13 protein-coding genes are annotated in these 13,265 nt (G+C 62.9%); 3 read left to right on the plus strand and 10 right to left on the minus strand.

All coding sequences use genetic code 11. The features are described 5' to 3' along the window. Positions 1-104: 104 nt before the first annotated feature. The 3 genes from DXB98_RS10360 to DXB98_RS01960 form a co-directional block, all read right to left on the minus strand. The gene (locus DXB98_RS10360) at positions 105-938 is read right to left on the minus strand and encodes a hypothetical protein (protein ID WP_233505059.1); all 834 of its coding nucleotides are present in this window, start codon (positions 936-938) and stop codon (positions 105-107) included. Positions 939-962: 24 nt separating this feature from the next. Beyond that, entirely contained in the window at positions 963-2,336 is a 1,374-nt protein-coding gene (locus tag DXB98_RS01955; RefSeq protein ID WP_117742952.1) for a hemolysin family protein, read from the minus strand. Positions 2,337-2,449: 113 nt separating this feature from the next. After that, positions 2,450-3,133 carry a hemolysin III family protein gene (locus tag DXB98_RS01960; RefSeq protein ID WP_199407094.1) on the minus strand — a complete coding sequence of 228 codons (684 nt, stop codon included), beginning with the start codon at positions 3,131-3,133 and terminating at the stop codon, positions 2,450-2,452. Positions 3,134-3,320: 187 nt separating this feature from the next. On the opposite strand from DXB98_RS01960, the gene DXB98_RS01965 reads away from it, so the two are divergent. Continuing rightward, positions 3,321-4,286 carry an alpha/beta hydrolase gene (locus tag DXB98_RS01965; RefSeq protein ID WP_117742953.1) on the plus strand — a complete coding sequence of 322 codons (966 nt, stop codon included), beginning with the start codon at positions 3,321-3,323 and terminating at the stop codon, positions 4,284-4,286. Positions 4,287-4,538: 252 nt separating this feature from the next. On the opposite strand, the gene DXB98_RS01970 is transcribed toward DXB98_RS01965, so the two are convergent. The 4 genes from DXB98_RS01970 to DXB98_RS01985 all read right to left on the minus strand — a co-directional run bounded on the left by DXB98_RS01970 (position 4,539) and on the right by DXB98_RS01985 (position 9,343). Then, positions 4,539-5,744: a DUF362 domain-containing protein gene (locus DXB98_RS01970; protein WP_117742954.1), complete on the minus strand. Its 1,206-nt coding sequence runs from the start codon at positions 5,742-5,744 to the stop codon at positions 4,539-4,541. 270 nt (positions 5,745-6,014) lie between these two features. Beyond that, positions 6,015-7,220, minus strand: a complete 1,206-nt coding sequence (locus DXB98_RS01975) for an ABC transporter permease (protein ID WP_117742955.1) — start codon at positions 7,218-7,220, stop codon at positions 6,015-6,017. Further along, the gene (locus DXB98_RS01980) at positions 7,207-8,394 is read right to left on the minus strand and encodes an ABC transporter permease (RefSeq protein WP_117742956.1); all 1,188 of its coding nucleotides are present in this window, start codon (positions 8,392-8,394) and stop codon (positions 7,207-7,209) included. The genes DXB98_RS01975 and DXB98_RS01980 overlap by 14 nt, the downstream gene beginning before the upstream one ends. A gap of 10 nt (positions 8,395-8,404) precedes the next feature. After that, positions 8,405-9,343, minus strand: coding sequence for an ABC transporter ATP-binding protein (locus DXB98_RS01985; RefSeq protein ID WP_117742957.1), 939 nt, complete (start codon positions 9,341-9,343; stop codon positions 8,405-8,407). Between the two features lie 211 nt (positions 9,344-9,554). Between DXB98_RS01985 and DXB98_RS01990 the strand changes: the two genes are divergently transcribed. Both DXB98_RS01990 and DXB98_RS01995 read left to right on the plus strand, forming a co-directional pair. Then, the gene (locus DXB98_RS01990; protein ID WP_117742958.1) at positions 9,555-10,700 is read left to right on the plus strand and encodes a sensor histidine kinase; all 1,146 of its coding nucleotides are present in this window, start codon (positions 9,555-9,557) and stop codon (positions 10,698-10,700) included. Then, complete coding sequence (locus tag DXB98_RS01995) at positions 10,697-11,326, plus strand: response regulator transcription factor (protein ID WP_117734748.1); 630 nt, start codon at positions 10,697-10,699, stop codon at positions 11,324-11,326. Before DXB98_RS01990 ends, DXB98_RS01995 begins: the two co-directional genes overlap by 4 nt. A 255-nt stretch (positions 11,327-11,581) precedes the next feature. Here DXB98_RS01995 and DXB98_RS02000 read toward each other — a convergent pair whose 3' ends face one another. The 3 genes from DXB98_RS02000 to DXB98_RS10235 all read right to left on the minus strand — a co-directional run. Beyond that, positions 11,582-11,923 (minus strand): 4Fe-4S dicluster domain-containing protein, encoded by a 342-nt coding sequence (locus DXB98_RS02000; RefSeq protein ID WP_117734749.1) that lies wholly within the window; start codon positions 11,921-11,923, stop codon positions 11,582-11,584. Between the two features lie 7 nt (positions 11,924-11,930). Next, on the minus strand, positions 11,931-13,019 hold the full coding sequence (locus tag DXB98_RS02005) for a nickel-dependent hydrogenase large subunit (RefSeq protein ID WP_117742959.1): 1,089 nt from the start codon (positions 13,017-13,019) through the stop codon (positions 11,931-11,933). Positions 13,020-13,024: 5 nt separating this feature from the next. After that, a partial coding sequence (locus DXB98_RS10235) for a hypothetical protein (RefSeq protein ID WP_199407095.1) occupies positions 13,025-13,265 on the minus strand: 241 nt, incomplete at its 5' end.

Genomic DNA, 13,265 nt, shown 5'->3' on the forward strand with positions numbered 1-13,265 from the left:
CACCGTTTGAATGCTGTCCATTATACCCGCAGCGCATCACTTGCCGCTCTGCTCATCTGCGTACGGCAAAGGCGCAGGTCCGTGATGGTAATAAACGCGTAGGCCTACTCCTGAGGCATAGCCGGCATGGCCACCGTGGCACCCGGGTCCTCGCCGGCGCCGTCCACGAGCGGCAGGCCGCCCTCATGCGCAGGTCCCGCCGGAACCGTCGCCGCACCGCCAAAGACGGCAGCGGAAGCCTCGTGGTTTTCGGCAACCGCGCCCTCGGTATCAATCGCCACCTGGGGCTCGTCGTCAAAGTTGGGGACGCCCTGGGGCTCGGTGGGAACGGGCTCGGCGGTCGCATCTGCAACGGGCTCGGCGTCAACCGGCACATCGCCCTCGTCATCGCCCTCGTCCACGGCAGCATCTTCGCCGTTCGCGGCGGCGACGGCCTCGTGAGGATCCTTGCCCTCGGCCTCGGCGCGCATCCCCAGCACCAGGTTGCGCAGGCCCGCGACCGTACCGTCCACATCGGGAGCCGGCTGGTCGGCGTGCAGATAGGCCCAATCCATCATAAAGGTGGCCGAAGACAGCGCGCCAATGGCCAGCGCGTCGTCGGGACACGAAAGCTCAACCTCAAAGACGCGCTCGTCGTGCTCGCTTACGCGCGTGCGACCGCACGAGATGCTGCCGGCAAGACCGGTCTCGTTCATGAGCTCGACCGTCACGTGCTCCAGCAGGTGGCAAAGCTCGGTCTGACCCATGCAATCCTGGAACTCGCGGCCGGAATCGCCCAGGCACAGGTGCTTGGCAATCGCCGGCACCAGGTAGTACACGCGCGCCGTGGCCTCGATATCCTCCGAGGTCATCAGCGGCATGCCGGGGTTCACCAGCACATGCGCGCAGATCTTGTCCTCGCTGACGGTGACCTTAAGGATGTTGAACAGGCCTGCCATAACTCTCCCCTACTCTTCCTTGTCCTACTCGTCGCCGTCGTGCGGATTCGCAGAACCCGCACCCGACGTCGTCGGCTCGTCTACCGAAGACTCGGAATCCTTCTTATCGGTTTCGGCCGGAGCGATCACGCGAATGAGCGAGATGCGCTGGCCACGCATCGACTGCACCTTAAACTTGTACCCCGCGACCTCAAACACCTCTCCGATGTCGGGCACCGAGTCGCAAAGCTCCAAAATCCAGCCGGCGATGGTCTCATAATCATCGCTTTCCTCGAGCGGCCAACCAAGCTCAATTGCGTCATCGCACGAAAAACGCCCATCGACGAGCCACTCGCGGCGCGAAAGGCGCGTGAGGTACTTGTTGTCGGGGTCGAACTCGTCCTCGATCTCGCCCACGATCTCCTCGACGATATCCTCGATGGTGATGATGCCGGCCGTGCCGCCGTACTCGTCCACGACCACCACGATCTGGTCGTGCGAGGTCTGCATCTCGGACAGCAGCGGCAGGATATCCTTGGTGTCGGGCACAAAGGTGGCGTCGCGCAAAAAGCCGGCGATGGGCTGGTCGCCCTTGCCGTCGAGCGCAGGCTGGATCAGGTCCTTGATATGCGCGATGCCCGCCACGTTGTCGGGGTCCTCGTGATAGACGGGGATGCGGCTAAAGCCGGTCTGGCGCATGGTGGACAGCACGCTGGCGACCGTCTCGTCGTCCTCGCACATGGTGGTGTCCACGCGCGGGACCATGACCTCGCGGGCAACGGTGTCGCCCAGGTCAAAGATCTCGTGGATCATGCGCTTTTCCTCGTCGAGCAGGTCGTCCTGCTCCGAGACCATGTACTTGATCTCTTCCTCCGAGACGTTTTGGCGGTCGTCGGCGCTCTTGATGCGCAGGATACGGGCGAGGCCATCCGAGCACGCGCCGGTCAGCCACACGAGCGGGCGGGCGATCTTTTGGAAAAACGACAGCGCCCCCACGACCTGCTTGGACACGCCCTCGGCATTGGCCAGGCCGATGCGCTTGGGCACGAGCTCGCCAATCACGATGGACACGAAGGCAACCGCGACGGTGATGATGACCGGCGCCAAACCGCGCGCGATGGCGGAGAGCGGCGCGATGCCAAAGCTCATGAGCCACGTGGCGAGCGGGTCGGACAGGCTCGTCGAGGCGACGGCGGACGAGGCAAAGCCCACGAGCGTGATGGCAACCTGGATGGTGGCCAGCAGCTCGTCGGAGTCGGCGGCCAGCTTAATGGCACGCTCGGCGCGCCTGTCGCCTTCCTCGGCCTCGTGCTCCAGCACGGCGCGCTTGGCCGTGGTGAGCGCCATCTCCGACATGGAGAAGTAGCCGTTGATGAGGGTTAAAACGAGGGTGGTGATAAGGGAGATGGTTATGTCCATCGGGAGTTTCTCGAACCTCCAAGATTCGGGACGTCAGGTTAAAACGTTGGTGACGGATAGGGCAGTTGCGCCCGGTGGCCGCCTGGATGGGTCCGCGGGCACAGACGCGATCGCTAGATTACGAAGAGAATCACCGCCATGAACTGGAAGATGCTGCCGGCGAGCACCCACAGGTGAAACACGCTGTGCAGATAGCGCACGTTTTTGGCGATATAGAACGGCACGCCCACGGTGTAGCACACGCCGCCGACGGCGAGCAGGGCAAGCGCCACGGGATTCAGCAGCGCCACAAGCTCGGGCAACTTAAAGACGACGAGCCAGCCCATCAGCAGGTAGACCAGGCCGCATACCCAGTGCGGTTGACGCTCGTGCATAAAGCACTCGAGGGCGATGCCGATGATGGCAATGGCCCACACGGCAAAGAACAGCGCGGGGCCGCCGTCGTTTGCGAGCGTGATGAGGCAAAACGGGGTGTAGCTGCCCGCGATGAGCACGTAGATGCCGCAATGGTCGATCACGCGGAAGACGCGCTTGGCGGCCTGCGGAGCGATGGCGTGGTAGAGCGTGGAGGCGAGGTATTCGAGAATAATGCTGACGCCATAGACGATTGCCGCAGCCATGTGGGCCGGGCCGCCGCCGCGCAGGGCAGCGAATACGATCAGGAGCACCAGGCCCGCAATGCCCAACAGGCAGCCGACACCATGGGTGACGGAGTTCATGATCTCCTCGCCCACCGTGTAGTGCGGAACGGCCGCGGTCTTGGGCCGCGGCTTGGAACTGTCGCTCGAATCGGACATGCCGGTTACATCCTCCAACATAAAAGAGTTCTCAACACTATATCAAAGCGTCTGGGTACGTGCGACATTTGCACCATACGTGACCCTTTGTTTACCCATTCTTTGCCTGTTGACACATCAACAGTGAACATCCATAATGCGCTTCGTTTAATTGTTGACGTATTAACATCTTAGAGGAGAAGACCTTATGGCTCAAAGCGCACACCCCCATCGAAAGCTCAAGATAGCCGGCGTTGTTGCGCTGGTGCTCGTTGTCACGTTGCTCGGATTTGCCGGCAACTTTTTGTTTGACTTTGCCCTGAACCCCCAAGCGCCGTACACCATAAAGATGATGCAGGACGGCAAGGACGCTAAGAAAGACGAGCAGATGGATGCCGAGGATGTCGAGGCGCGGGCGTGGTTCAAAGAGCATCGCGAGAGCAGCAGCCTCACCGCAGATGACGGGACCGAGCTTGCCGCTTGGTATTTTGCCGGCCCGGAGAGCACGCACGATTACGCTATCTGCCTGCACGGATACACCGACGAGCCCATCGGTATGGCACGATACGTCAAGCGCTTCCACGACCGCGGCATGAACGTACTCGCACCCGCCGCCCGCGCCCACGAGCGCTCCGGCGGCGACTATATCGGCATGGGCTGGCCCGAGCGGCTCGATGTCGTCGCATGGATCGGGCGAATCGTTCAGGCCGACCCCGAGGCACGCATCCTGGTCTTTGGCGAGTCGATGGGCGCGGCGACGGCCATGAATGTCGCAGGGGAATCGTTGCCCCCTAATGTTAGGTGCATCATCGAGGACTGCGGCTACACGAGCGTCTGGGACGAGTTTTCCCTGCAGCTCAAGGACGTGTTTGCCCTGCCCAGCTTTCCCTTGCTCGATGTGGCGAACCTGGTGTGCAACGTTCGCACAGGCTATGACTTCCATAAGGCAAGCAGCGTGGAGCAGCTTAAACACGCGACGGTCCCCATGCTCTTTATCCATGGCGACCAAGACACCTTTGTGCCGTACAGTATGCTCAAGCAAAACTACGACGCGTGCGCTAGCAAGGTCAAGCAAAAGCTCACCGTCCATGGCGCCACGCACGCCAAGAGCGCGCAGGTCGACGCCGAACTCTACTGGAACACGGTCAACGGCTTCCTCGACAAGAATTTCTAGGTGAATTTACACATATTTGGCTTTATCTGACCCCTCTATTTTCGGAAGTGCGGGGAAAATGTCGGAAGCCCCGACCAAACCGCGGTTTTACCAGGAATTTATCAGGGGTGTTGTTGCCAAAAAACGGTTTGTGGTCTGCGATATTCGATTTTTCCCCGCACTTTCGAAAAACCGCCCGCGAGCACTGCGCTCGCGGGCGGTTTTTTCTTACGTTACGCTACAAAGGCGCTTGATATGTCCAATAGACAGGCGCTACTTGACCTCGATGAGCTCGTACTTGCTCGTGCCCAGGCCGATCTTCTCGGCGTGTGCGATGCAGGAGCGCCAGTCGGTGTCGGGATGCGTGATGCAGAAGGGGTCCTTGGCCTGCTCGCCCTCCAGATGCTCGTGGTCGTGCTCCATCTTGGCCGCGCTGTCGGTGAGTACGGTGTTGGGCAGCGGCTCGGAGGCCAGAACGGCGTCGGCGCAGGCCTGGTCGATGGCGACCGGGTCGAAGCTCGCAAACATGCCAATGTCGTTGACGATGGGCGTGTCGTTCTCGGCATGGCAGTCGCAGTTGGGGCTGATGTCCATGGCGAGCGAGATGTGGAAGCTCGGGCGGCCGTCAACGATGGCCTTGGTGTACTCGGCAATCTTGCAGTTGAGCACGTCGGCAGCGGCGTCATAGTCGGGATTGATGGCATCCTGGTTGCACACGCCGATGCAGCGGCCGCAGCCTAGGCAGCGGTCGTGGTCGATGGCGGCCACGTGCACCTCGACGGTCTTGCCACTCGCCAGCTCGCGCTCGCGGGTGCCGTCGAACGAGATGGCGTTGTGCGCGCAGATCTTTTCGCAGGCACGGCAGCCAACGCAGTGCTCGGTCGCGACGCTCGGCTTGCCGGCAGCATGCTGCTCCATCTTGCCGGCACGGCTGCCGCCGCCCATGCCCAGGTTCTTCATGGCGCCGCCAAAGCCGGCCTGCTCATGACCCTTAAAGTGGGTGAGGCTGATCACGATGTCGGCATCCATGAGCGCCTGGCCGATCTTGGCCTCATGCACGTACTCGCCGCCCTCGACCGGAACGAGTGCCTCGTCGGTGCCCTTGAGGCCGTCGGCGATGATGACCTGGCAGCCCGTGGCGTACGGGGTAAAGCCGTTCTGGTAGGCGGTGTCGATGTGCTCGAGCGCGTTTTTGCGGCTACCGACGTAAAGCGTGTTGCAGTCGGTGAGGAAAGGCTTGCCGCCCAGCTCCTTCACGACATCCGCGACGGCACGGGCGTAGTTGGGGCGCAAGAAGCTCAGGTTGCCCAGCTCGCCAAAGTGAATCTTGATGGCGACGAACTTGTTCTCGAAGTCGATCTGCTCGATGCCGGCGCGGCGGATGAGGCGCTTGAGCTTGTCGAGCTGACTCTCGCGGCCGTGCGTGCGCAGGTTGGTGAAGTACACCTTGGCAGGTGCAGCGGGTGCAGTTGCGGTCATAGATATATCCCCTCGGTCTATATGGCGTTACAGACATAGAGGATGGTACCCGTTATAGCGGGGTTGAAGTCAAGCGCGGCGCCTAGCCGTTGGGGACGTTCTTAAACGACTAGTCGCTGGGGGCACCCTTTCGCCAACCGGCAGTTGGGGACGCTCCTTTCCTGCCGACAGTTAGGGACAGTCCTTGCCAGCCCGGCCGGCAAGCCGGCCAATCGGCAAAGACTGTCCCCCATGGCTAGTCGTTTAAGAACGTCCCCAATGACTAGGCGGTTAGGCGCGGGATTTGTTGTGCGCGAGGGCTAGGCCTGCGGCGGCGATGGCGGTGGCAAAGAGCGCCGTGACGCCCAGGTCGCAGGCAATGTCGCCCAGCACGGCAGGCGTCAGGTCCGAGGCAAGTGCCTTGCCGATCGCGTCGTTCACCCAATACGTCGGCACAAAATGCGCCGCGGTCTGCACGGCCGAGCCCATGAGCGACAGCGGCATCCAGGCGCCGCCCAAAAACGTCATGAGCATGCCGAGTAAGTTGCCCACGCCGTTGAGCAGCTCCTCGCGCGCGCCCAAGCTCGACAGCGTAAGGCCAACGGCCAGCGGCGTGCACGCAAGGGCAAACGTTGCAGCCAGCGCTAGGCACACGCGATCCACGCCAACCTCGGCAACCGCTCCGGCAAAGCCCACGACGCCCATCATGCTCGACACAAACCAAATACAAACGGTGAGCACGGCGGCGGCCGCGAACACGGCGAGCGAACGCTGGCGCTCGGAGACCGGGCCGGCATCCATGCGGCGCACGCGTTCGGGCTCGTTCATGCCCGAGAGCACCAATCCCACCGACACGATGACCGACGAGATGATCGCGTACGCGCCAAAGTTGAAGTACGACTCGAGCGTGGCGGCGGCAGTCGAGTCGACCTTGACCTGCTCGATCTGGACCTCCGCGCGCTTTGCGGCCGCGTGCTCGGCCGCCTTGGCAACGTCGCCGCTAGAAGCAGCGGGCTCAAGTGCCGCCGCAGCGCCCGCGAGCGAGATCCAGCGCGAGGCCTCGGCAGACGAAAGCGCCGCCGCCATGGTGCCGGCACCGTAGGTCACATCGAGCTTGGGCAGGGACTCCCCCACGCGGGCGGCTGCAACGAGGTCGTCCTCAAACCCCTCCGGGATAAAGAACACGCAGTCGGCGCTGCCCTTGGCGCTGTTGCTCTTGGAGAGCGCGTCCGCAAGGTCGTACGTGTCGTCGCCAACACCCGTAACCAGGTCAAAGCGCGAGCCCAAGTGCTTGGTGAGCGCGCGCGAAAGATCGCTGTCGTCGCGGTCGACCACAATCACATTGGCGTCGTAGGGCTTGTATTCGGTGAGCTGCGACGAGTTCCAGCTCACCGATGCCGCGATGAACACACCCATCAGCGATATGAACACCGTATAGATGAGCAGGTAGAACGGATGCGCGAGCGCCATGCGCAGCGCAGTCTTAAAGGTGCTCATAGCGGCTCCTTCCAAAAATCAGCGTGGCGGCGACAACAAACACCAGCGTCATGAGGACCAGCGCGCCCGCACGGATGACAAAGGGACCCAGGTCCTCAAAGAAATATAAGCGGTTGAACATGTCGCAGATGAGCTTGACAGGGTTGAGCCAGCACTCGGCCGGGCAGGCGCGGGCAACGTCGTCGGCAAGTGCCATCGCCGGCTCGCCGTAAAGCCCGGCGAACAGGGCGCACGTGGTAGCGAAACCCGTGAGGATGCCCGACTTGGATGCCTTGCCACCCTTAACGGGAAGCGTGCCCACAAAGAGTCCCAAGCCCGTGGCGGCAAGCGCGGAAGCGGCGCCGCCCACCAAACACAGTCCCTCGCGCCCACCAAAGTCGACGCCCACGACCAGGCTCACGTAGCCGATCGCGATCGCCATCGAGGCGAAGGAGACCAGCCACGAGCCGACAAAAATGCCGGCCAGCGACGCCGTCTTGGAAAGGCCGCCCACGCAGCGGCGCGCGCCAATGCCCGACAGATTGGGCTGCAGGTCAACGACGCCCAAGGCGGCAAACTCGGCAGACATCATCGCGACCAGGCCAAAAAGCGCGTAATAGTAGATGACTGTGCCATCGGGCGTGGTGCGTGTCAGGCTTACGCGGCGGACGCCGCCCTCGAGCGACAGGGCGCGCGCAACCGCCTCGGGGTCGGCGAGCGCCGCCGGGTTGTCCTGGGCAATCTGGGACATGAGCTCGGCATTTTGCGTATACGAGCTCGCCACCGTCTCAAGGATGCTGCGGTCGGTGAGCACCGACGAGGCGCGCGAGCTGTCATAACTCGAAAGCAGCGTGAGCTTGGGCGTGCCCGCGGCATCGACCGTGTAGATGCCCACGACCTCGCCGGACTTGAGCGCACGGTTCGCGGCGTCCACATCCTCGCACTCGCTCACATCGAGCAGCTGATCGTCGCCCTCCTTGGCAAGCGAAGTCGCCACGCCCTTAAAGGTCGAAGCGTCCCAGGCCTCGTCCGCCACGACGGCAACCGGCACCGGGTCGATTTTGCCGTCGGAGCTGAGGTTCGCAAACATAAACATGAACATCGTTGAAAGCGCAATGGGAAAGATCGCGCCCCAGACCCATGTACTCGGCCGACGCAGCAGCGTCTTGACCGTGGTGATGATGGTGTTGAACATGGCCGCCCCCCTAGTCGCGCAGCTCGCGGCCGGTGATCTCGAGGAACACGTCGTTGAGGGTCGGCGGTTCGGAATAAATGCGGCCGAGCGCCACGTCGGCGACGCGCAGCGTGTCGAGGATGTCGACCAGATTGTGCGGGCTCGCCTCGCAGGTGCAGACGAGTTCGCCGCCGGAAAGCTCAACGCTGAGCACGTGCTCGAGGGCACGCAGGCGCTCGACCGTGGCGGCCTCGACGGTGCCGACCTCGACGGTCACGCGCTCGCCCATCTGGATCATGCGCTTGAGCTCGTCGTTGGTGCCCTGCGCCAGCACGCGCCCGCCGTCCATGATCATGATGCGGCTGCAGATTTGCTCGACTTCCTCCATGTAATGGCTGGTATACACCACCGTGGCGCCTTCGTCGCGCAGGCGGCAGATGCCCTCCAGGATGGCGTTGCGGCTCTGCGGATCGACCGCCACCGTGGGCTCGTCAAAAAAGATCAGCTCGGGCTTGTGCGCGATGCCGCAGGCGATGTTGAGGCGACGCGCCAGGCCGCCCGAGAGCTTGCCGGGGCGAAACTTGGTAAAGTCGCCCAAACCGACAAAGTCGATCGCCTCATCCACCAGCGCGCGGCGACGTTTGCGGTCGTTAACGTAGAGACTGCAGAAATAGTCGATGTTCTCACGCACCGTAAGCTCGTCAAACACCGCAACTTGCTGTGGGACCACGCCGATGCGGCGTTTGAGGTCGTAACGCGTGGGCGTCATGGGCTCGCCGAACAGCTCGATGGTGCCCTTGTCGTAAGCGAGCAGCTGCAGGATGCAGTTGATGGACGTGGTCTTGCCCGAGCCGTTGGGGCCCAGCAGGCCAAAGATCTCGCCAGGGGCAATACTCAGGTTAAAGTGGTCGAGCGCAATAAGATCGTCATAGCGCTTGACGAGGTTTTCGACGTGGACGATGTCTGTCATAAGGCGGCCCTTCTGTTGATTGCGGCCCGGTACGATTGCATCATCGCAGGAGCGGACGGCGCGCACCAGTGAGCTTTGTCACGAGTGCGAGGGGGCGGAGGCGAAATCCCCGCTCGCGCAAGCGATCGACGCCGCTTTGCCGCGCGGGAGGAATGTCACGGTTGCCCCGGGCGGCGCCTTCCCCGTACGCGGCATCGCGTACAATACCCGTATGAATAGGCTATTCGACAAATCGATCGTGCTGGCGTGCTGTATTGCGGCCGCTCTGGGCCTTGCTGTGGATGCTCGCTTGGTCGCGGCGTTTTGCCTTGGCGTTATAGCCACCTCGGCGTCGGAAGTCGCACGAGAAGAACACGCCCATCGCGCGAGCGAGGCCGCGAGCTACGCCTACATCATCGCTGCCGTCTTCGTGCCGCCATTTATGCCGTTCGCACCCCTTGCCTTCTATGACATCGCGCGACGCGTGCGCCGTGAACGCATCTTGCCCGCGCCGACGATTAGCGCCGTGTTTGTCTGCGCGCTTGTCGCGGACCTTCGCGGCGGCGCGCTCACCACCCGAACGCTGCTGCTAACCGCCATCCTTTCGGTCGCTGCCACGTTGCTGTCGCTGCGCACCGCGCAGCTGGAGCGCGAACAGGAACGCATGCGTCGCACCCGCGACAAGCTGCAAGAACGCGCCCTGGCACTCGAGGCACGCAACCGCGACCTCGCCGACCGCCAGGACTACGAAGTCGAGCTCGCGACGCTCGCCGAACGCGCCCGCATCGCGCGCGAGATCCACGATAACGTGGGCCATCAGCTCACGCGCGCTTCGCTTCAAACCGAAGCTCTGCGCGTGGTCCACGCCAACGAGCCCAGCGTCGCCGCCGATTTCGCCGACGTCAAATACACCGTTGACGAGGCGCTTCAGCTCGTGCGCGCCAGCGTCCACGCGCTCAACGACAATGCGACCAACCTCTCCGTGCAGCTCGAGCGCATCGTTGAAGGCGCACGCTCGGACAGCGGTCCGCAGATTGAGCTTGAGGTTTTGGCCGAGCATGCACCCGCCAACGTCGCCAACTGCTTTGCGGCGGTACTGCGCGAGGCGCTTTCCAACGCCATGCGCCACGCCCATGCCAAAACCATTACCGTGAGGTGCATGGAGCATCCGTCGTTTTACCAGCTCGTCGTTACCGACGATGGAACGGGCGGGGTTCGGACAGGCGCCCACAGCGCCACAGGGGGTATGGGGCTCGCCTCCATGCGCGAGCGCGTCGAGGCGCTTGGCGGAACCTTCACCGCCGGCCTGCGCGCCGGCGCCCCCGGCTGGCGCGTGTTTGCCACCATCCCCAAACAGCAAGGAGATGAGGGCCGATGAGGCTCATAGTTGTCGACGACGACCGCCTAGTGGTCGATTCGCTCAAGATTATCCTGGGCGCTCAGCCGCAGATAGAGGTGGTGGGCACCGGTGCCGACGGCGACGACGCGGTGGCGCTCTGCGCCGAGCACGCACCCGACGTCGCGCTGCTCGACATTCAAATGCCAGGGCGCGACGGCCTTTCGGCGGCGCGCGAAATCCTTGAGCACGACCCCGCGGCACGCGTGGTGTTTCTGACGACATTCTCGGATGACGAGTATATCGTGTCAGCGCTCAAGCTGGGCGCCCGCGGCTATCTGATTAAAACCGATATCGCCGCCATTCCTCCGGCGTTGGCGCAGGTCATGGACGGCAAACGCGTGCTCGAGGGCAAGGCGATCGAGGATATCGATTTTGATGGGGCGGGCATCGCGGCGGGCACGCCCCGCCGGCCCGCGGCCTTTGCCGGCCTGACCGACCGCGAGTTCGAAGTCGCAGAGCTCATCGCCCGCGGTCTCGACAACAAGGAGATTGCTGCCACGGCATACATGGGCGAAGGCACCGTGCGCAACCACATCAGCTCGATCCTTGCCAAAATGGGCCTGCGCAACCGCACGCAGATCGCCATCGCCTATCTGCGAGGGTAATTACCCAACGGCCAACCGCCCCGGCATAGCACAATGGCTGTCACCGATTTAATGCCATTTCAAAACTATGCCGGTTTACGGGGCTAAACTCAGGACCCTCATCCATACACCCTATTTTTGAAAAACAACAAGCTATCTACCTGCGGTTTTGTTTTTGCGATTATCTGTATGGTCGTAGGTTCGCTATCTAGCCCCGTAATCCGGCATAGTTTTGTTAGCGGCGGCCCAACCGCGCGTTCAAGCGCGGGGCCGGCGCTATTCCGGCTTGGTTTCTACCGTGAGAATCTTGTCCGCCGCAACCGGAGTACGGGCGGTGTCCATAGTCAGGCAGTGCTTGGGGCAGCTCTCGATGCACTCGCCGCACACCACGCAGGCGTACGGGTCAATCGACCACGTTCCGCCTTTGCGATCGACCGCAAGCGCGCCCGCCGGGCAACGGCGCGCGCACATGCCGCAGCAAATGCACACGTCCATGTCGTTGACGATGTGCCCACGCAGGCGCTCGGGTGCCGCGAGCTTCTCCTGCGGATAGCACACCGTTACCGGCTGCTTGATCATAGAGCCCAAGGCCGTCTTGGCAAATGTCAGCAAACTCATGCCGCGCCTACCTTTCCGTGCAGCTAATGCAGGGATCGATGGTCAGGATAATCATGGGCACGTTAGCAATGAGCACGCCCTGCAGCGCATGCGTCAGACCCGCCAGGTTTTGCGACGTCGGCGTGCGCACGCGGAAACGGTCCAGGTTCTTGGTGCCGTTGCCGCGCACATAGTAATACGCCTCGCCGCGCGGCTGCTCAATCACAACCTCGCCGAGCGCGCCGTCAGCCGGCGTGAGCTTGGTGCGCCCGCCGATACCGTCGTGCGGAATCTTGCCCACAAGCTCCTTAATGATGTCCATGGCCTGCGTGACCTCGGCACAACGCACTTGGCAGCGGGCATAGCAGTCGCCATCGGTAGCAACGATGGGCTCAAACGCAGCCAGATCCGCATAGGCGCCGTCGCCGAACATGCGCACGTCGTAGTCCACGCCCGAAGCGCGCCCAAACGGACCGACCATCGAAAGGTCCAGCGCGTCCTTCTTGCTGATCACGCCCACGCCATGCAGGCGCTCGCCGCAGCTGTCGTCGTCCAAAAACGTATGCACCAGGGCCTCGTAGTCGGGGCGCATGGCGTCGAGCGTTTGGACAATACCCGCCAGCTCAGAATCCTCAATATCATGCTTAAGGCCGCCGACCTCGTTAATCGAAAGGATCACGCGGCCGCCGCACGTGCTCTCAAAGATCTTGAGAATCTGCTCGCGCAGGGTCCACGAACGATAGAACAGCGCCTCGAAGCCAAAGGCATCGGCGAGCAGGCCCAGCCACAGCAGGTGCGAGTGGATGCGCGAAAGCTCATGCAAAATGGTGCGGATATACTGCACGCGCCCGGGCACCTCGATATCGAGCATGCGCTCGCAGGCGCTGGCATAACCGTAGCTGTGACCCACGGCGCAAATGCCGCAGATGCGCTCGGCGATGTAGCCAAACTGGTGCATATCGCGCTTTTCGGTGAGCTTCTCAAGGCCGCGGTGCACAAAGCCAATCTGCGGAATTGCCTCGATAACGCGGTCGTCCTCGATCACCAGGTCCAGGTGAAGCGGCTCGGGCAGCACAGGGTGCTGCGGGCCAAACGGAATAACGGAGCGGTGTGCCATGGACCTTACGCCTCCTTTTTCTGCTTGTCGCGGGCGGCCTTGGCGGCAAGCGCCGCGCGGACCTTGGCCGCTTTCTCGGGATCCATGGCGGCGAGCTTTGCCTCCATCTCGGCAGCCTTGAGCGCGGCCTTGGCGGCAGCCTCATCGTGCTGAGCATCGGAGCCGGCAGCCGCAGCGGGCTGAGCGACGACAGCGCCCGCGGCACCGCCAGCGCCCGCAGCGCCCTCCCCCGCAGCAGCCGCAGCC

The sequence above is a fragment of the Collinsella sp. OM07-12 genome, from assembly GCF_003438275.1.
GTDB lineage: Bacteria > Actinomycetota > Coriobacteriia > Coriobacteriales > Coriobacteriaceae > Collinsella.